Here is a 19,976-nt window from a genome sequence, read left to right as displayed (position 1 = left end):
GCAAAGGAAAAGTGATGACAGATAACAATCAAACTCCATTAGTGATCAAATTAGGCGGCGCAGCGCTGTCGTGTTCTGAGACTCTAAGTAAGGTATTTGGCGCGATTGCCGAGTATCAAGCTCAGGCTCAGCGACGAATTGTGATCGTCCACGGGGGAGGTTATCTGGTGGACGATCTAATGACCCAGCTTCAACTGCCAACAGTGAAGAAAGATGGTCTACGTGTAACGCCTTACGATCAAATTGGCGTCATCGCTGGTGCGCTTGCAGGTACAGCGAACAAGATGCTGCAAGGTCAAGCTATCAAAGATGGTTTGAATGCAGTGGGATTAAGTCTAGCGGACGGTGGCTTGTGCCAGGTTACAGAACTTGACCCAGAGTTGGGTGCCGTGGGCAAGGCAACACCAGGTAAGTCAGACGTGCTACAGGCAATTTTGTCAGCGGGTGCGTTGCCAATCATCAGCTCAATCGGCCTCACCGATGACGGCCAGATGATGAACGTCAATGCCGACCAAGCGGCGGTTGCCGTAGCGGGAGCGTTAGACGCTGAATTGGTACTGCTTTCAGACGTGAGCGGTGTACTGGATGGCAAAGGTCATTTGATCAAAAGCCTCAACCAGTCGCAAGCGGAAGCCTTAATTAAGGGCCACGTGATTACCGACGGCATGATCGTCAAAGTGAATGCAGCACTAGAAGCGGCAAACGACCTAGGTCGCCCAATTGAAGTGGCGACATGGCGTTACCCAGAAAAACTCGCTGAGCTATTCGCTGGACAAAGCATTGGAACACAGTTCTTACCGCAATAAGCGTTAAGAAAATACAGAATTAATAGGAAGTACCCGTAGCACTGACCGCCAAGCGCAGCGCCGGGATTTTGGAGAAAAGAAGATGAGCAAAGTAGAAGTAAATAAAGTAGTTGTCGCATACTCTGGCGGTCTGGACACCTCGGTAATCATTCCATGGTTGAAAGAGAACTATGACTGTGAAGTGGTTGCATTTGTTGCTGATGTTGGTCAGGGCGAAGAAGAACTGATCGGTATCGAAGAAAAAGCAAAAGCGTCGGGCGCATCAGAATGCTACGTCGTTGACCTGAAAGAAGAGATGGTAGCAGATTACATCTACCCGACGTTGAAGACAGGTGCGTACTACGAAGGTAAATACCTACTGGGTACTTCAATGGCACGTCCTATCATCGCCAAAGCACAGGTTGAAGTAGCACGTAAAGTTGGTGCTGATGCACTGTGTCATGGTTGTACTGGTAAAGGTAACGACCAAGTACGTTTTGAAGGTGCGTTTGCCGCACTTGCCCCAGACCTACACGTGATTGCGCCTTGGCGTGAGTGGGACCTTGTCAGCCGTGAAGAGTGTCTCGATTACCTAGCAGAGCGCAACATCCCGTGTAGCGCATCGCTAACCAAAATTTACTCGCGTGACGCAAACGCATGGCACATCTCAACAGAAGGTGGTGTGCTGGAAGATACGTGGAATGCGCCAAACGAAGACTGTTGGGTATGGACAGTTGACCCAGAGCAAGCGCCAAACGAAGCTGAATACGTCACTCTACAAGTAGAAAAAGGCGAAGTGGTCGCGGTTGACGGTGAGAAAATGACACCATACAACGCGCTAGTTTACCTGAATGACAAAGGTTCAAAACATGGTGTCGGTCGTATCGATATCGTAGAAAACCGTCTTGTGGGTATGAAGTCTCGTGGTTGTTACGAAACTCCAGGGGGCACTATCATGATGGAAGCTCTACGCGCAGTTGAACAACTGGTGTTGGATAAATCATCATTTGAGTTCCGCGAAGAACTTGGCTTAAAAGCGTCACACTTGGTTTACGACGGCCGTTGGTTTACGCCACTGTGTAAGTCTATCCTTGCCGCTTCTGAAGAGTTAGCACAAGACGTTAACGGTGAAGTTGTAGTAAAACTCTACAAAGGTCAGGCGACAGTGACGCAAAAACGTTCTGATAACAGCTTGTACTCAGAAGAGTTTGCAACTTTCGGTGATGATGACGTATACGATCACAGCCATGCTGGTGGCTTTATCCGCCTTTACTCTCTATCGAGCCGCATCCGTGCGCTAAATAGCCAGAAATAGTCATCTCTGAGCTCTTGCTACTGAGTAAAACCCACCTTTAAAAGGTGGGTTTTGTCGTTTTTAGCGTACAGAAAACTGGACAAAAACCCTTTGAATAAATATGTAAAAATAATGAATTAATACTTTATTTTTGTCTGGAATTGCCGTAACTTTGAACCCATCAAAAGAATACTGAATTTCATTCAGAGATTGTATAGGTAAAGTCACTGCCAGTAGCAGCAGTGAGCACTGGTAATCAGGAGATACGCAATGGCATTATGGGGCGGAAGATTTACCCAAGCAGCAGATACTAGATTCAAAGAATTCAACGATTCATTGCGCTTCGATTACCGATTGGCTGAGCAAGATATTGTTGGCTCAATAGCTTGGTCAAAAGCACTATTGTCTGTGAATGTGCTGAGTGAAGAAGAGCAGCAAAAACTCGAGTTAGCACTGAATGAGCTGAAACTCGAAGTGATGGAAGATCCTCATCAGATTTTGCGCTCTGACGCTGAAGATATCCACTCGTGGGTGGAACAGCAATTGATCAGCAAAGTGGGTGATTTAGGCAAAAAGCTTCACACGGGTCGTTCACGTAACGACCAAGTCGCGACAGACCTCAAACTGTGGTGTCGCCAGCAGGGTCAACAACTACTCATGGCGCTCGACCGTCTGCAGTCGCAAATGGTGTCAGTAGCGAGACAGCATCGAGGCACCGTACTGCCGGGTTATACCCACTTGCAACGCGCTCAGCCAGTCACGTTTGCTCACTGGTGTTTGGCTTATGTTGAAATGTTTGAACGTGACTACTCACGTCTGCACGATGCGATTGAACGTTTGGATACTTGTCCGTTGGGTTCCGGCGCGTTAGCCGGTACCGCGTACCCAATCGACCGTGAGAAACTGGCTCACAATTTGGGTTTCCGCCGAGCAACTCGCAACTCTCTCGATTCTGTTTCTGACCGTGACCATGTGATGGAACTGATGTCGGTTGCATCGATCTCAATGCTGCATTTGTCACGCCTCGCTGAAGACATGATTTTCTACAACTCGGGTGAATCTAACTTCATCGAGTTAGCCGATACCGTTACATCAGGTTCGTCGCTGATGCCACAGAAAAAGAACCCAGACGCGCTAGAGCTTATCCGTGGTAAAACGGGACGCGTTTATGGTTCACTCGCGGCGATGATGATGACGGTAAAAGCGTTACCGCTGGCTTACAACAAGGACATGCAGGAAGACAAAGAAGGTCTGTTTGACGCGCTGGATACGTGGAACGACTGTATGGAAATGGCGGCGCTGTGTTTTGACGGGATCAAAGTCAACGGCGAACGTACATTGGAAGCGGCAAAACAAGGTTACGCGAACGCAACCGAGTTGGCGGACTACTTGGTGGCAAAAGGTATTCCTTTCCGTGAAGCACACCATATTGTCGGCGTCGCGGTTGTCGGTGCGATTGCGAAGGGCTGCGCGCTCGAAGAGCTATCGATTGCCGAGCTGAAAGAATTTTCTCCAGTGATTGAAGCGGACGTCTACGAGATTTTGACTATCGATTCGTGTTTAGAGAAACGTAGCGCATTAGGCGGCGTGTCTCCAAAACAAGTCGCGTACGCGGTTGAGCAGGCAGAGTCGCGTTTGATTAAGCGTGATACATCAACCGTGAAAGTACGACCTGCGCGTCTGACCGATATTGAAGCGCTTGAGGGAATGGTGACGTACTGGGCGAACATGGGTGAAAACCTTCCGCGTTCGAGAAGTGAACTGGTTAGAGACATTGGCTCGTTTGCGGTAGCAGAACATCACGGTGAAGTGACGGGTTGTGCATCGCTGTACGTGTATGATTCGGGCCTTGCGGAGATTCGCTCTCTCGGGGTTGAAGCCGGGTGGCAACACCAAGGACAGGGCACTGCGATCGTACAATACTTGGTCGAAAAAGCGCGCCAAATGGCGATCAAAAAGGTCTTCGTTTTGACTCGTACGCCTGAGTTCTTTATGAAGCAAAGCTTCTTACCGACGTCTAAGTCTTTATTACCAGAAAAAGTGCTGAAAGACTGCGAACAGTGTCCACGTCAGCATGCTTGTGATGAGGTCGCATTAGAGGTCAATCTGGTTGAGAAAGCTATCGCTCGCTCAAACGTCGCATAACGTACTGAATAGAAAGGTTTTCAAAAAAAGATCCAAAAGATCATCGATTTTTTAGGAACCTTTGAGAAAAGGCGCGGTCTATTAAAGTACCACTGCTTTTTCTTAGACAAATCTAAGAGAGCCCCAAGACCGAGATTGGTTTTGGGGCTTTTTTCTATCTACTACTTTTTACCGCTGCGTTTGCGCCATGGCAGGATGACAAAACGCATCCAAAGGTGCAGGGCGAGTAGCGTGTTAAAAGCAAATCCCGCAAAAATCAACGCAATAGACTCAATACTTTTAGGGTTATCGCGGCAGAGAAACCACCAAACGATCCAACAAAGCACTGAAAGTACGGTCAATTGATCCATGCAGCGCTGGCAACGGCCAATCTTTTTCCAGAACCAATGAGATTGTTCACAGTTATGACATGTCATGGTGTTTGATATTTCTGTAACATACCGACTCTTAGAATACCGCAACCAAAATGTGAAAGTGAGAAAAATGATAGAACGCCAACAAACTAAACAACGTATGAGTCGTATCGTTAAACATAACGGTGTTATTTATCTATGTGGTCAGGTATGTGCTGACGCGACACAAGGTATTACCGAACAAACGCAAACGATGTTGGATAAAGTGGAAGAATTACTTCTGGAAGCGGGCAGTGACAAAGAGCACATGCTTTCAGCAACGATTTACTTAAAAGACATGCAGTATTTTCAAGAAATGAACGCGGTTTGGGACGCTTGGGTTCCTGAAGGCCACGCTCCAGCACGTGCATGTGTTACAGCTGATATGGCTCGCGATGCACTACTGGTTGAAATCTCGGTCATTGCCGCTGAAAAATAAACAAAAAACGAGCCTTGTGGCTCGTTTTTACTTTTGAACTTAGGGTTAACAACCTGGGCCGCAATCCAAACAGTGCTTCACCATTTCTGGGCCTAGGTGCAGTTTCGCATTAAGGTCACGTAAGGCAGTGCGTACGCCTTCTTCAATTACCGGATGATAAAACGGCATATCCAACATTTCTGAAATCGTCATCTTGTTCTGGTGAGCCCAAGCCAGAAGGTGCGCTAAGTGCTCAGCATTCGGGCCCATCATCTCCGCGCCAAGAAAACGGCCTGTACCGTGCTCTCCGTATACGTGCAATAACCCTTGGTTGCGCAGCATCACTCGTGAGCGGCCTTGATTCTCAAATGACACTTCACCGGTTTCAAAACAGCCGCAACCGCCTAAACGCGTCTCGAGTTGTCGGTAAGTTTCACCCACCATGGCAATTTGAGGGTCAGTGAACACCGCAGATATCGGTGAGCGACGTAGGCCTGCGCGAATATCTGGGTAGCGTCCTGCATTGTCGCCGGCAATTTTTCCCTGATCCGCCGCTTCGTGCAGCAGTGGGATCTGATTGCTTGCGTCACCAGCGATAAAGATATTTTCAACCGAGGTTTGCAGCGTGTAATGGTCTGCAGTCGGTACGCCGCGTTCATCCAGCTCAATCTCGGTGTTTTCGAGGGCCAGCTTATCAACATTTGGACGGCGTCCTGTCGCGGCCAATACGTAGTCAACAATAAAGGTTTCTAATTCGCCATCGTGGTTAATGAATTGAATCTCAACTTTATCGCTGTCATCAAGACGTTTCATGCTTTCGACTTTGACATCGGCATCCAGATAAAACTCTTGCTTAAACGCTTTGTCTGCGTAAGCCATCACTTGCGGATCTGTTAGTGGGCCAACTTGGCCGCCGAGGCCAAACAACTTAACCTTAACGCCGAGTCGATGCAGCGCTTGCCCTAATTCGAGGCCAATCACTCCCGGACCAAACACCGCAACTGCTTCAGGCAAATCTTCCCAATCAAATACATCGTCATTGATGACAAGGCGGTCGCCCAGTTCATTCCAAACCGCTGGGTAAGCTGGACGTGAACCCGTAGCGATAACGATTCGCTCAGCGCGGATTTCAGTGTGCTCATCAACACGCAATGTGTGATGGTCAACAAATTTTGCGTAACCTGAAATTTTGTCTGATGCTGGGATTTCGTCCACGCTTTCTAGGACAAATCCAACAAAACGGTCGCGCTCACGTTTGACTCGGTCCATGACTTCACGTCCATCGATTCTGATCTCACCTTGTGGGTGAACACCAAACCCCGGCGCTTTTTCAATTTGGTGAACACTTTCCGCCGCCGCAATCAACAGCTTTGATGGCATACAACCGACGCGGGCACACGTTGTACCATAAGGTCCACCTTCGATGATTACGACATTTTTCGTGTGTGCTTTAGCGGCGCGATATGCTCCTAGGCCTGCGGTACCGCCACCAATAATGGCGACATCAACGTTTAGCTGCTTCATAATGGACTCTCGTGTTGTGCCCTCCAGTGACGTGCATGTTTGGAGGAATGAATTTGAAATCAGAAGTCTAAAAAGAAGAGGTCCACCGACCCATTACTGGGCCGGAAGACCGAGGGCTCTGAGTATTAGCCTAGGTAAGTTTCAAGTTCTTCGCTACCGCCGATATGTTTACCGCCGATGAATACTTGAGGAACGGTTGTGCGACCAGAGATAGCTCGTAGGCTCACGGTTGTCGCGTCTTTTCCTAGAATCACTTCTTCGTATTGAAGACCTTTATCAATCAAATTCTGTTTCGCTTTGACACAAAACGGACAACCCGGTTTAGTAAATACAGTGATCGATTCCTGGGTTTTAAAGTCCGGTGCGATGTAGTTCAGCATGGTATCGGCATCTGACACTTTGAACGGGTCACCCGGTTCATTTGGTTCGATGAACATCTTTTCAATCACGCCGTCTTTTACCAGCATGCTGTAGCGCCATGAGCGTTTGCCAAAGCCCAGTTCGTTTTTATCGACTAACATACCCATACTATCGGTGAACTCTCCGTTACCATCTGGAATGAAAGTAATGTGTTCTGCTTCTTGCTCTTGTTTCCACGCATTCATCACAAACGTGTCGTTAACCGAAACACACAAGATTGCATCTACGCCGTGTTCTTTAAACACAGGGAATAGCTCGTTGTAGCGTGGTAAGTGGCTAGAAGAACAAGTCGGAGTGAATGCGCCAGGTAGGCTAAAGACAATCACCGTCTTGTTTTTGAATAGTTCGTCACTTGTGACGTTTACCCACTGGTCGCCTTGGCGAGTTGGGAAAGTAACTTGAGGAACGTTTTGGCCTTCTTTCGTTGCAAACATCAATAGTTTCCTTTTAATTTTTATCAATCGTTGCTAGAGCGTTGTGTTGTACGTTGCTCAGCATCTTTTCGTTGAGTTCATTATTAAAAAAATTCTTTGATAGCTCTAATCGTTTGATGTTATGGTTTTGATAGGTGGTTTCTATCTAATTGAATATGGAAAACGACAATGAATATTCGTGATTTTGAATACTTGGTGGCACTTGCTGAACATAAGCACTTTCGTAAAGCGGCAGAGGCGTGCTTTGTCAGCCAGCCAACGTTAAGTGGTCAGATTCGCAAGCTGGAAGATGAACTGGGGACGGCGTTATTAGAGCGCAGTAGTCGCCGAGTGCTGTTTACCGACTCAGGTTTACAGTTGGTGGATCAGGCCAAGCGCATTCTCAGCGAAGTCAAAACATTTAAAGATATGGCCAGTGGGCAAAATGGGGTGATGACCGGACCATTGCACATTGGCTTTATTCCGACTGTTGGACCTTATATCTTGCCGCGGATCATTCCCGCGTTGAAAGAGCAGTTCCCTGAACTAGAACTGTTTCTACACGAAGCACAAACCAACCAGTTGGTTGACCAGTTAGAAGACGGCAAGCTCGATTGTTTGGTTTTGGCGTCGGTGGCGGAAACCGAGCAGTTTAAAGAGATCGATGTTTACGACGAACCACTTAGCGTCGCTGTACCTTATGGACACGAGTGGGCTGATTTAGAAGAAGTCGATATGCACGACTTAAAAGGACGTACCGTTCTTTCTTTAGGTGACGGGCATTGTTTGCGCGACCAAGCATTGGGCTTTTGTTTTGCAGCGGGAGCAAAAGACGATGAACGTTTTAAGGCGACGAGTTTGGAAACGTTAAGAAACATGGTGGCTGCGGGGGCGGGGATTACGTTGTTACCGGAGCTGTCGTTGCCAAAAGAGAAACAAAAAGACGGCGTTTGCTACATCAAAGCGTCTAATCCGGTTCCATCGCGTCGGATTGTGTTGGTGTATCGCCCTGGCTCTCCGCTGAGAGCACGTTTTGAACAACTGGCGAAAGCGATAAAAGAGCAGCTCGCTAAGTACCAAGCGGCGGCGTAGAAAATAAAAAAGGGCTGATGCGTAAACATCAGCCCTTTTTGTTTCAGTCGGTTTAGAACAGCTCTTCAGTGCCGTCTTCCGAAGTATAGATACTGTCGGTCGATTGGCTCGACGCGTACTCTTTTGGTTCGGTGCCTTCGACGAAGTATTCAAACATTGCTGTCTCATCATTCTTGTTGGTCAGCAAACCCGTGTCTCGGTCAATACGAACACGAATAACATTGTTCGGGATCTGTTTTTCTTGCTCCGGCACACCATCAAGGGCAATACGCATAAAGTCTACCCAAGCAGGTTGAGCCGTCTTGGCACCTGCTTCAGCGCCAGACACTTGCTTGCCATCTAGATTGCGGTTTGGCGTTGTTCGACCAAGAGCACGATTGTGATCGTCAAAACCTACCCAAGAGATCGCAACAACATCTGGCCCGTAGCCGGTATACCACGCGTCTTTTGAGTCGTTAGTGGTACCCGTTTTACCGCCGATATCGCGACGTTCAAGTGCTTGAGCTCGCCAGCCAGTACCGTTCCAGCCTGTGCCTTCACGCCAGTTACCACCGCCCCAGATATTGCTGTACATCATCTCACGAACCATAAATGCGGTTTGCTCAGAGAGTACTTTCGGTGCGTATCGTGGCATGTCTTCACTGCTGTCGACATCTTGCTCTTGGAAGTCATCCAAAGAAGTCACGCCTTTCGGACAATTTTTACGGCAAACAACTTGTGGTGTCGCTTCAAACTCTAAGTCTCCGAATGGGCCTTCTACTTTCTCGATGTAGTACGGCTCGACGTAGTAACCGCCATTGGCGAAAACAGAGTAGCCTTGCGCCATCTTCATCGGCGTCAGGCTACCAGCACCCAAGGCAATGGTTTCAGAGCGTGGGATCTGGTCGATGTTGAAACCAAAACGAGTAAGGTATTCACGCGTTTCGTCCAAGCCCACTTCACGCAGTACGCGTACCGCCATGACGTTTTTCGATTGAGCAAGGCCAATACGCAAGCGTGTCGGGCCAACGTAAGTTGGCGGTGAGTTCTTCGGACGCCATGCTGTACCTTGGCTTTGGTCCCATTGGTTAATCGGTGCATCGTTGATCAGGGTTGCCAACGTTAAGCCTTTATCGATCGCCGCAGAATAAATAAACGGTTTGATGCTTGAGCCCACCTGACGAACAGACTGAGTCGCACGGTTAAACTTGTTGTGGACAAAGTTGAAGCCACCGACCAGAGACAACACCGCTCCATTTTCAGGATTCATTGCGACAAATGCTGTATTGGCATTTGGCACTTGGCTTAACTGCCACTGAGTGCTCTCTTTACCTTCTGCAGCATCGGTGACCTGACGAACCCAGATTTGCTCACCGGTTGTCATCACATCGCTGGCACGGTTTGGCGCCGAGCCTTGACGCTCATCAGTTAGGAACTTACGTGCCCATTTGATGCCATCCCATTCGATGGTTTGTTCACCTTGGTTTTTAACCCAAACTGTCGCACTTTTGCTGTCAACTTTAGTCACTACCGCTGGTGTTAAAGGACCGTAAGTCGGTACTTTCGCCAGTGTCGCTTCGATTTTCTCTTGGTCGAATGCAGCTTGACCATCTTTCCACAGTACCGTCTCAGGGCCGCGGTAACCGTGGCGCTCGTCGTACGCCAACAAATTGTTGACGGCAGATTCATTCGCCGCCGCTTGCAGTTTAGAGTCAACCGTCGTGTAGATATTCATCCCCGAGGTGTACGCGTCTTCTCCGTAGCGTGCCACCATCCAAGCACGGGCAAGCTCTGCAACGTAAGGCGCGTTGAGTTCAATTTCTGCACCGTGGTAGCGAGAAATCAACGCTTCTGAACGCGCTTGGTCGTACTCTTCTTGGGTGATGTATTTCTCGTCCAGCATACGCGCTAATACTATGTTACGACGGTTGGTCGCGCGTTCTAGTGAGTAAATTGGGTTCATCGTTGACGGTGCTTTTGGCATACCCGCTAGCGTAGCGAGTTGGCTCAACGTCAAGTCTTGTAGGTCTTTACCAAAGTAGACGCGCGCCGCGGCGCCGAAGCCGTATGAACGATAACCAAGGAAGATCTTGTTAACGTACAGCTCCATGATTTCTTGCTTAGTCAGTAGCTGCTCAATGTGGATCGCGATGAAGATCTCTTTAATCTTACGCATGATCTTCTTCTCGTTAGACAGGAAGAAGTTACGCGCAAGCTGCTGAGTAATGGTACTCGCCCCTTGTTTCGCCGAGCCAGATAGCGCCACGACCACCGCCGCACGGGTAATACCGATTGGGTCGATACCAGGGTGATCATAAAAACGACTGTCTTCGGTCGCAATCAACGCTTCGATAAGGTGTTGAGGAATTTCGTCGTACGTCACCGGGATGCGACGCTTCTCACCAAACTGAGATATTAGTTTGCCGTCACGGCTAAATACCTGCATTGGCGTCTGTAGTTCCACGTCTTTCAAAGTGGCTACATCGGGTAATTCTGGTTTGACATAAAAATAGAAGCCGAAAATTGTACCGACTCCAAGAATCATGCAAACCAGTGTAAATATAAACAATCGCTTTATGAACTTCACCGGAGAATCCCTGATTAATTAGGTTCACTTTATGCAAACCCTTGTACTTTAAGCTAAAACCTTAGCTCTTTTGGTTAATGTGCGTGTGAAAACTTTCAATTTAAGCACATAGAGCTAAGCAAAGCATGGAGCGAAGCTGTATGGGTAAATCTCTAGTTATAGGCGTTGATATTGGTCACCACAGTATCAAGGCGGTTGCTCTCAAGCCCTCAAAAGGCACATTTACACTTGTTAGTTATCAAGAGCTACCAATCGAAGCAGACATTTTCTCTGATAACCACCTGCTAAATTATCAGAAAATTGTAAAGAAACTCAAAGAACTAAGGAAGTCCTTACCACTATTTAGTCGTAAAGTCGCACTCGCGATCCCTGATAACGCTGTAATTAGTAAAGTATTACAGATAGATAGCGAACTTGATACACAAGAACGCGAGTTCGCGATAGTTCAGGCTTTTTCACATCAATCTCCGTTTCCTGTTGAGGAACTGAACTTGGATTTTATCGAGCTACCCAAATCTGGCAGTGGTCAGACGATGAGTAGCTACCAAGTGTATGCGACGAAAAAAGAGGTCGTAGACAGTCGAGTTCAAGCCGTCACCAAAGCGGGTTATCAACCTTTGCTGGTTGAGATTCAAGCGCACAGCCTAACCCATATCTGGCAAATCGCCTCACGCGTACAGCAAAAGCCAAATTGGTTACTGCTCGACGTTGGGTTGAGCCAGTCCTCAGTGTGCATGGATCTGCAAGACAAAGCCCCTTTCTGTAAAGACATTCCGCTCGGTACACAGTTGATGGAAGGTGATGAGCAGTTAGAACACGTGATGCATGGACAGAGCGAGCGCTTTGTTCATGGATTGGTTGAGAAGCTGCAACGCAATATTCAACTGCTGACTTCGGTTCATGGCGTCGAGATTGAAGGAATTTGGTTATCGGGTGGAGGTGCGAGCGTGCCGATGTTGAGCGAAGAGATCGCTAAACGCTTACATATCGAATGTGAAGTACTAAATCCACTTAACCTGTTTGACGCCAGTAGTGCAAAAGCGAATGGTCAACTTAGCTCTGGCCACGTTTACGCAACTGCGGCGGGCTTGGCGTTAAGAGGATTGAACTGGATGGAGCAAACCCATGCTGCATAGCGTTAACTTACTTCCTTGGCGTGACGAGCTGCGTGCGCGTCATAAGAATCGTTTTTTTGGCATCGTCGTACTCGGCCTTTTGGCTGCATTTATTTTGCAGTGGGGAATGGGGGTGTATATCGAGGGACAGGCGAACGATCAGCGAGCTCGTCTGCAGTATCTCAACTCCTATATCGCTGAACTAGATAGAAAGATCGAAGCGTTGAAGAAGGTCGAGCAGGAACACAAAGCGCTGTTAACCCGTCTGGCGGTGGTGGAAAAACTGCAGATGAAGCGCAATAAGCCAACTGATTTTATGAACTTATTACCGCCTCTGATCCCAGAAGGCGTTTATGTCGACAAAATCAAAATGAATGGCACCCATATTCGTCTTTCTGGCATCAGTGATACCACATCACGTTTAGCGACCATGCTCGACAACTTAGAGAGCTCGCCGTTAGTCGGCAATGTGGAAATGCACTCAATCGTGCACGGTAAGCGCAGGTTTGGCAAAAAATTCCAAACCTTTAACGTCTCGTTTTCTTTTATTCCTGCGAAACCGACACCGATTCCTGCCCAGGAGGTGAACAATGGCTAACTACACCGAATTAGATTTCGAAGAAATCCCAGAATGGCCGCTGATACCGCAAGTTGTCATGGTGGTATTGATGGTGCTGATTTTACAGGGCGCGGGCTATTGGTTTTTCCTGAAGCCGCAACTGGAAGCGTTAGAAGGGTTAGCGCAAAAAGAACAAACACTGAAAACTACCGTCGCGATCAAAGCCAATAAAGCGGCGACACTGCCAAAACTCAAAGAACAATTGGATGAGTTGTCAGAGCGTTACGATTACCTGTCGCGTCAGCTTCCGGTGCAAAAAGAACTGGCCAATATGTTGGCGTCAGTGAACGAGGTGGGGCTGAAAAACTCCCTCACTTTTACCCGAATCGACTGGGGCGAAAAGCAAAACCAAGAGTTTCTCTATCGTTTGCCGCTCAATATCGAGCTGACTGGGGACTATCACAACATTGGCGACTTTACACAGGCCATCGCCGAATTGCCGCGAATCATCAACTTCGATGATATCGATTGGCAGCGGGTCAGTCAGGAAAGTAGCACGCTGCACTTTCGTGTTCGCGCTTATACCTACCAATTTAAGCCGGAGGTAGAAGATGAAAAGTAAAAGCCTGACGGTGATATCACTGCTGTTGGTGTTGGTGGGCTGTAAGGCGAACCAAGAGCCTCTCGATGATTACATCGCACAAGTGGAGCGTAAAGCGCGCAAGGATGTGGTAGCGCTGAAGCCAGTCATCGACTTCAAAACTTCTACTTATTTCGCTCACAAACAGCGTGAACCTTTTGTGTTGCCTCAAGCGGCGTTGGTATTGAATCAACCGGTGGCGAAGAAAGATTGTTGGCAGCCAGTGAAACGGGTTAAGAGCGGTAAGTTGGAGAAATACCCGCTGAGCAAACTGCGTTTGACCGGGGTGATGAGTGGCAACGGCCAAGTATCCGCGTTGGTACAAACACCAAAAGGTAACGTGGTACGCGTCAATGCTGGCCACTATATCGGTTTGAACAATGGAAAGGTCACGCGAGTGACAGATAAGTTTTTACAGATTAATGAAACACTTCCCGACGGGTTAGGTTGTTGGAATAAACGTAACGTCAAGTTAGCGCTTAAATAGATGTCGTAGGTTGAGATGAAATCATGAATAAAGGAATGAAGCAATTGTATAGGTACATGCTCCAAGTCATGTTGCTAGTGATAGGAATAGGGCTTTCTGCCGCCCATGCAGCGCAAGAAGGAGAGAGTAATAAGCTAGAGAACATTGATTTTAGAGTGGACAACAAACAGAACGCTCAAATCATTGTGCAACTGGCGAACCCACGTGTCGCGGTCGATGTGCAAAAAGCACAAGAAGGGTTGAGTATTGAGTTACTTAACACCGATGTACCGGATGAAAAAATCTACTTGCTCGACGTGAAAGACTTTGCAACTAACGTCGAGTCTATTGAAGTGTTCCGTAAACAGCCGAGTACCTTGCTGGTTGCGAGTATTAACGGTGAATACGATTACGACTACTCGCTAAACGGTAACTACCTAGAAGTGGTGATCAATAAACCGAAAGACCAAGACACACCTAAACAAAAGAGCGTGCTAGAAAAAGAAGGGAAAAAGATCTCGATTAACTTCCAAGATATCCCGGTCAGAAACGTGCTTCAGTTGATTGCCGATTACAACGACTTCAACTTGGTGGTGTCAGATTCGGTGCAGGGCAACCTAACCTTGCGTTTGGATGGTGTACCTTGGCAGCAAGTGCTGGATATTATCCTGCAGGTTAAAGGCTTAGATAAACGTGTCGACGGCAATGTGGTGTTGGTCGCTCCAACCGAAGAGTTGGACTTGCGCGAGAAACAGTCGATGGAAAAAGCGCGTTTAGAGGAAGAATTGGGCGATCTAACGTCTGAGATCATCAAAGTGAAGTTCGCAAAAGCGTCAGAAATTGCTGAAATGATCGGTGGCGATGGCGCGTTGAGTATGCTTTCAGAGCGTGGTTCGTTGAGTGTCGATGAGCGCACCAACGCGTTGCTGATTCGTGATCTCAAAGAGAACATCGATATTATCCGTGAAATCGTCGATACCTTGGATATTCCGGTCAAACAGGTTCAAATCGAAGCGCGTATTGTCAGCGTCAGTGAAGGTAACTTGGATGAATTAGGTGTTCGCTGGGGCTTTAGCTCGACAAACGGCAGCACTACGGCGGGTGGTTCGATTGAAAGTAACCTCGATCAAGTTGGATTGCTTCAGGGCGACAGCACGGTCGATGATTTCCTTAACGTCAACTTAGCCGCTTCAGCGAGCAACGCATCGTCAATCGCATTTCAGGTCGCCAAATTAGGTTCTGATTTACTGCTAGACTTAGAGCTTTCTGCGCTGCAACGTGAATCAAAAGCGGAAGTGATTTCGAGCCCTCGATTGATCACCACCAACAAGAAGCCGGCTTACATTGAACAGGGTACGGAAATCCCATACTTGGAGTCATCGTCGAGCGGTGCGACGAGTATCGCATTTAAAAAGGCAGTGCTGAGTTTAAAAGTAACGCCGCAAATCACGCCAGACAACCGCTTAGTGCTCGATTTAAGCGTGACTCAGGATAGACCGGGTGAAGTGGTAAAAACGGGCACTGGTGAAGCCGTATCCATCAATACGCAGCGTATCGGCACCCAAGTTTTGGTGGATAACGGTGAGACGGTGGTACTCGGCGGTATCTTCCAGCACAACGTGACCGATACGGTCGATAAAGTGCCGCTGTTGGGTGATTTACCATTGCTGGGTGGCTTGTTCCGTCGTAGCTATCAATCGATGGGGAAAAGCGAACTGCTTATTTTTGTAACACCTAAGGTTGTTATTCAATAAGTAAAACTGTTCAGCAAAAAAATAAATTTGCATTAGTGGCACCATATCTAGATAATTTCGGGTCTTATCACGAATTATCTGTGAGGAATAGGTGCCACAAGCATTTCTAATCCCAGCGAGACGCTGGTGTTCTTGTGGCGATGTCATTGAATTAACGTTGTAAATTACTGCTAAACATGGCTGAGAAACGCAATATTTTTCTTGTTGGCCCGATGGGCGCCGGCAAAAGCACAATAGGTAGACATTTAGCCCAACAGCTTCATATGGAGTTTGTTGATTCTGATACTGTGATCGAAGAGCGTACTGGTGCAGATATCGCTTGGGTATTCGATGTGGAAGGTGAAGAGGGTTTCCGCGCTCGCGAAGAGAAGGTAATCAACGACCTGACAGAAGAGCAGGGTATCGTACTTGCTACTGGCGGCGGCTCTATCAAGAGCAAAGAAAACCGCAATCGTCTATCGGCTCGCGGTATTGTTGTTTACCTTGAAACAACTATCGAGAAGCAACTTGCACGTACTAACCGTGACAAGAAGCGTCCTCTGCTACAAACTGACAATCCACGTGATGTACTGGAAAATTTAGCTGAAGAGCGTAATCCACTGTACGAAGAAATTGCGGATTACACAGTACGTACGGACGATCAAAGTGCAAAAGTGGTAGCCAACCAGATTGTAAAAATGCTAGAAGAACGTTAATACGTTTATTTTAGTAACTGGAGAAGCACCATGGAACGGATTACGGTCAGCTTAGGCGAACGTAGCTATCCCATTTCAATTGGCGCCGGATTATTTAATGATCCGGCCCACCTTTCATTTTTAAACCGCTCTAACTCATCAGCAAAACAGAAAGTTGTTGTGATCAGTAATGTCACGGTCGCCCCGCTTTACGCTGATAAAATTATCTCACTCCTCGAACAGCAAGGTTGTGAAGCCTCACTACTTGAGCTACCTGACGGTGAGCAATACAAGTCTCTCGAAACCTTTAACACTGTCATGAGCTTCCTGTTGGAAGGCAACTATGCCCGTGATGTCGTGATTGTCGCTCTGGGTGGCGGTGTTATCGGTGATTTGGTTGGCTTTTCTGCGGCGTGTTACCAGCGCGGTGTCGACTTTGTCCAAATCCCAACCACACTACTGTCACAGGTGGACTCTTCAGTGGGTGGTAAAACGGCGGTTAACCACAAGCTGGGTAAAAACATGATTGGCGCTTTTTATCAGCCAAAGTCTGTGATTATCGATACTGATTGCCTAGCCTCATTACCCAAACGAGAGTTTGCCGCTGGCATCGCTGAAGTGATCAAATACGGCATCATCTACGATCAAGAGTTCTTCGTGTGGTTAGAAGAGAACCTCGATAAGCTCTACGCTCTGGACGAACAAGCACTGACTTACGCGATTGCACGCTGTTGTCAGATTAAAGCCGACGTGGTGGCGCAAGACGAGAAAGAGTCGGGTATCCGTGCCTTACTGAACTTAGGCCATACATTTGGTCATGCTATCGAAGCGGAACTTGGTTACGGAAACTGGCTGCACGGTGAAGCGGTTGCGGCTGGCACTGTGATGGCGGCGAAAACGGCTCAGTTGCAAGGCTTGATCTCTGTTGAGCAACTTGAACGCATCATTGCGATTCTAAAGCAAGCTCAGTTGCCGATTCATACCCCGCAACAGATGACGTTTGCTGATTTCATGAAACACATGATGCGCGACAAGAAAGTGCTCGCGGGCGAACTGAGACTGGTACTACCGACAAGCATTGGTACTGCGGAAGTGATCAAAGGTGTTCCTGAATCGATCATTGAGCAAGCAATTGATTTTGGGCGCGATCTCTAATCTTTGTCTCTATTGATACCCGCTTAGCTCACGACGCGGTAAAGTGTCTTTTGGCGCAGTTAAGTTGGTATTGATAGGTCTTTATAAGGTGGCGAAATGAGCATGATGCGTGATTCACATGTGTTGGAGTTGGACTCCCAGCGAGAGTTGCTGGAGCGTTTGCAACTGTTAACACGTTTTGGATCGAACTTGATCACCGTAACTGGAGCTCAAGGCGCAGGAAAAACCTGGCTGGCTCAACGCTACTTAGAGGTTTGGGCTCCCGATAAGAATCAATCCTTGTTGATGTGTTTTGCTAACCAAGACGACGCACAACGTCGTTTGACCATTCTTTCTCAACTGGTTTCTGAACCACTGTTCAATCCAGCAGATTCGCTCATCGATTCCTTTATTCACTTAATGGATGGCGAAGCTTGTGATGTGGTTATTGCGATAGATGACGCGCATTTGTTATCCGAGACTTTGCTTTCTGAGCTATGGATGCTGGTATTAGAGTCTCAGCAGAACGCTCTGTGGACGGTCAACGTCGTGCTGTTTACCCGCACTGGCGCAGCTGAGGGGTTAGAGAACCAGTTGGCGCGTTTGAGTTATGGACAAGAGCAAAAACCGATAGAGTTAGAAATCGAATCGTTTTCGCAGCAAGAGGCCGACCGTTTCTTTGAGCAGTTGGTGATTCGTTTTGTCGAAGATGATTTAGAAAAACGAGTTCGTAACGCGTATCGCGCGGTTGCTCGGCGTCCGGGTGAAATCATGGCTTTAGGGGATTACAAGGTGGAAAAGAGGATCATAATTCGCTCGATTGTTGGCTCTCCGCTTAACATCGCGCTCATCGTACTCGCTTTGCTACTGCTGATAGGCGGTGGTTACTGGTGGATGATGTCACAGCCATCGCCGGATGACAAAGCGCAGCAAATTACCCAATCAAGTGAACAGACCGTCATTCCAACGTTGCCAGAAGACAATGCCGATGCTTTGGGCGTGATTTCTCCAGAAGAAGTAGTCGACCCGTCGTTGGCGAACGCAGACGATGATACCGAGGCTCTGCCGCCAGCCGTAACCGAAGAAGTGACCAGCGTCGGAGATTCAAACAAAGAACATCAACGCGTGGTGATCACTTCAGAAGTGGTCGATGCGCTATTGGAAGAAAAGCCGGAAGAAGCTGACACCAGCGAGATTGAGAAAGTGGTCGAAGAATCGGTGCCGCCGCAGCCTCAAGCGCAGCCAACAACAACGGCAGTGGACGAGGCGCCCGTCAAACCAGTGATTCAGTTCTCGTTCGCTAAGGAACAACTCTTAAGCTTTTCTGCTCGCAGCTACACCTTGCAGCTGGCGGCTGTCAACGAACTCGAAGATGTGCAGGCGTTTCTTGACCGCTACCAGTTGAGCGAAAAAGTTTACGTCTACCCAACGGTGCGTAACGATGTGGATTGGTACATCGTGACCTACGATAACTTCCCGACCATTCAGGCGGCGCGAGACGCGGTCAGCAGCTTATCTGCCGATTTGCAGAAGCTCGAACCGTGGGCAAAATCCTTAAGCCAAGTACACCGTGAACTTGAGCGTGGAAAATAGCCTGAGATTAGTCGCAAAATATGTTACATTCCGCAGCCTTAATTTTCGGTTGATAAATAGAGCAGTAGATGAAGAAACAGCGTGCCTTCCTGAAATGGGCGGGTGGAAAATACGGACTTGTCGAAGATATCCAGCGTTATTTGCCTGAAGGGCGAAAGCTGGTGGAGCCGTTCGTTGGTGCTGGTTCTGTATTTCTCAATACTGACTATGAGCAGTATTTGCTGGCGGACATCAACCCAGATCTTATCAATCTGTATAACCTGCTGAAAGATAAGCCAGAAAATTATATCTCTGAAGCGAAGCGTTGGTTTATTCCTGAGAACAACCGAAAAGAAGCTTATCTCGATGTTCGCGCTGAGTTCAACGCGACCGATGACATCATGTACCGTTCGCTGGCTTTTCTCTACATGAACCGCTTTGGCTTTAACGGTCTATGCCGCTACAACAAAAAAGGCGGGTTTAACGTACCGTTTGGTTCGTACAAAAAGCCTTACTTCCCGGAAGCTGAGCTGGAGTTCTTTGCTGAAAAAGCGAAAAAAGCGACGTTTGTTTGTGAAAGCTACCCAGAAACCTTCTCTCGTGCCCGCAAAGGCAGTGTGGTGTACTGCGATCCGCCGTATGCGCCACTATCGACAACGGCAAACTTTACGTCCTACTCAGGGAACGGTTTTACGTTGGACGACCAAGCTGCGTTGGCGGATGTCGCCGAGAAGGCCGCGACAGAGCGTGGTATTCCGGTACTTATCTCAAACCACGATACAACGCTAACACGCCGCTTGTATCACGGCGCGGAGCTCAACGTGGTGAAAGTAAAACGTACTATCAGCCGCAACGGAGCGGGCCGAAATAAAGTGGATGAACTGCTGGCACTGTTTAAACCAGCCGAACACGCATAATCACATTTCTCTTCGTTTACCTACCATCTGACCTCTAGCTTAGGTAGAATTGCGCGCAACAATTACTCAGTGCAATGATGCCATTTACTCTAGAGG

18 protein-coding genes are annotated in these 19,976 nt (G+C 48.0%); 14 read left to right on the top strand and 4 right to left on the bottom strand.

Going from position 1 to position 19,976, the window contains the following annotated elements; genetic code table 11:
• Positions 1-14 precede the first annotated feature (14 nt).
• The 3 genes from argB (at position 15) to argH (ending at position 4,224) form a co-directional block, all read left to right on the top strand.
• Positions 15-806 (top strand): acetylglutamate kinase, encoded by a 792-nt coding sequence (argB, locus tag AKJ31_RS16410; protein ID WP_053410171.1) that lies wholly within the window; start codon positions 15-17, stop codon positions 804-806.
• An 82-nt stretch (positions 807-888) separates the two neighbouring features.
• Complete coding sequence (locus tag AKJ31_RS16405; RefSeq protein WP_053410170.1) at positions 889-2,100, top strand: argininosuccinate synthase; 1,212 nt, start codon at positions 889-891, stop codon at positions 2,098-2,100.
• Positions 2,101-2,349: 249 nt separating this feature from the next.
• On the top strand, positions 2,350-4,224 hold the full coding sequence (argH, locus tag AKJ31_RS16400; protein ID WP_053410169.1) for an argininosuccinate lyase: 1,875 nt from the start codon (positions 2,350-2,352) through the stop codon (positions 4,222-4,224).
• Positions 4,225-4,385: 161 nt separating this feature from the next.
• Here the strand turns inward: argH and AKJ31_RS16395 are convergent, their stop codons facing one another.
• On the bottom strand, positions 4,386-4,640 hold the full coding sequence (locus tag AKJ31_RS16395) for a DUF3624 domain-containing protein (RefSeq protein ID WP_053410168.1): 255 nt from the start codon (positions 4,638-4,640) through the stop codon (positions 4,386-4,388).
• 67 nt (positions 4,641-4,707) lie between these two features.
• On the opposite strand from AKJ31_RS16395, the gene AKJ31_RS16390 reads away from it, so the two are divergent.
• Positions 4,708-5,055 (top strand): RidA family protein, encoded by a 348-nt coding sequence (locus AKJ31_RS16390; RefSeq protein WP_053396533.1) that lies wholly within the window; start codon positions 4,708-4,710, stop codon positions 5,053-5,055.
• Positions 5,056-5,100: 45 nt separating this feature from the next.
• Here the strand turns inward: AKJ31_RS16390 and AKJ31_RS16385 are convergent, their stop codons facing one another.
• The gene (locus AKJ31_RS16385) at positions 5,101-6,558 is read right to left on the bottom strand and encodes a dihydrolipoyl dehydrogenase (protein WP_053410167.1); all 1,458 of its coding nucleotides are present in this window, start codon (positions 6,556-6,558) and stop codon (positions 5,101-5,103) included.
• A 125-nt stretch (positions 6,559-6,683) separates the two neighbouring features.
• Entirely contained in the window at positions 6,684-7,412 is a 729-nt protein-coding gene (locus tag AKJ31_RS16380) for a redoxin family protein (RefSeq protein WP_053410166.1), read from the bottom strand.
• Positions 7,413-7,580: 168 nt separating this feature from the next.
• On the opposite strand from AKJ31_RS16380, the gene oxyR reads away from it, so the two are divergent.
• Positions 7,581-8,483 (top strand): DNA-binding transcriptional regulator OxyR, encoded by a 903-nt coding sequence (gene oxyR, locus AKJ31_RS16375; protein WP_053410165.1) that lies wholly within the window; start codon positions 7,581-7,583, stop codon positions 8,481-8,483.
• Between the two features lie 52 nt (positions 8,484-8,535).
• On the opposite strand, the gene AKJ31_RS16370 is transcribed toward oxyR, so the two are convergent.
• A complete protein-coding gene (locus tag AKJ31_RS16370; RefSeq protein WP_053410164.1) occupies positions 8,536-11,049 on the bottom strand; it encodes a penicillin-binding protein 1A in 2,514 nt (837 codons plus the stop codon).
• Positions 11,050-11,189: 140 nt separating this feature from the next.
• On the opposite strand from AKJ31_RS16370, the gene pilM reads away from it, so the two are divergent.
• From pilM to AKJ31_RS16325, 9 genes are all read left to right on the top strand, one after another.
• Positions 11,190-12,185, top strand: coding sequence for a type IV pilus assembly protein PilM (gene pilM, locus AKJ31_RS16365; RefSeq protein WP_053410163.1), 996 nt, complete (start codon positions 11,190-11,192; stop codon positions 12,183-12,185).
• Entirely contained in the window at positions 12,175-12,762 is a 588-nt protein-coding gene (locus AKJ31_RS16360) for a PilN domain-containing protein (protein WP_053410162.1), read from the top strand. Before pilM ends, AKJ31_RS16360 begins: the two co-directional genes overlap by 11 nt.
• Positions 12,755-13,345, top strand: a complete 591-nt coding sequence (locus AKJ31_RS16355) for a type IV pilus inner membrane component PilO (protein WP_053410161.1) — start codon at positions 12,755-12,757, stop codon at positions 13,343-13,345. Before AKJ31_RS16360 ends, AKJ31_RS16355 begins: the two co-directional genes overlap by 8 nt.
• Positions 13,335-13,850 carry a pilus assembly protein PilP gene (locus AKJ31_RS16350; protein ID WP_053410160.1) on the top strand — a complete coding sequence of 172 codons (516 nt, stop codon included), beginning with the start codon at positions 13,335-13,337 and terminating at the stop codon, positions 13,848-13,850. Before AKJ31_RS16355 ends, AKJ31_RS16350 begins: the two co-directional genes overlap by 11 nt.
• 23 nt (positions 13,851-13,873) lie before the next feature.
• Positions 13,874-15,583 (top strand): type IV pilus secretin PilQ, encoded by a 1,710-nt coding sequence (locus AKJ31_RS16345; protein WP_083439989.1) that lies wholly within the window; start codon positions 13,874-13,876, stop codon positions 15,581-15,583.
• Between the two features lie 176 nt (positions 15,584-15,759).
• Positions 15,760-16,278 carry a shikimate kinase AroK gene (aroK, locus tag AKJ31_RS16340; RefSeq protein ID WP_053410159.1) on the top strand — a complete coding sequence of 173 codons (519 nt, stop codon included), beginning with the start codon at positions 15,760-15,762 and terminating at the stop codon, positions 16,276-16,278.
• A 30-nt stretch (positions 16,279-16,308) separates the two neighbouring features.
• Entirely contained in the window at positions 16,309-17,412 is a 1,104-nt protein-coding gene (aroB, locus tag AKJ31_RS16335) for a 3-dehydroquinate synthase (protein ID WP_053410158.1), read from the top strand.
• A 96-nt stretch (positions 17,413-17,508) separates the two neighbouring features.
• Positions 17,509-18,984, top strand: coding sequence for an SPOR domain-containing protein (locus AKJ31_RS16330; protein ID WP_053410157.1), 1,476 nt, complete (start codon positions 17,509-17,511; stop codon positions 18,982-18,984).
• Positions 18,985-19,052: 68 nt separating this feature from the next.
• Positions 19,053-19,880, top strand: a complete 828-nt coding sequence (locus tag AKJ31_RS16325; RefSeq protein WP_053410156.1) for a Dam family site-specific DNA-(adenine-N6)-methyltransferase — start codon at positions 19,053-19,055, stop codon at positions 19,878-19,880.
• Positions 19,881-19,976 lie beyond the last annotated feature (96 nt).

Source organism: Vibrio hepatarius (genome assembly GCF_001274785.1).
Taxonomy (GTDB): domain Bacteria; phylum Pseudomonadota; class Gammaproteobacteria; order Enterobacterales; family Vibrionaceae; genus Vibrio; species Vibrio hepatarius.
The sequence above is the reverse complement of the archived record's forward strand: the minus strand, read 5'-3'. Positions and strand labels throughout refer to the sequence as shown.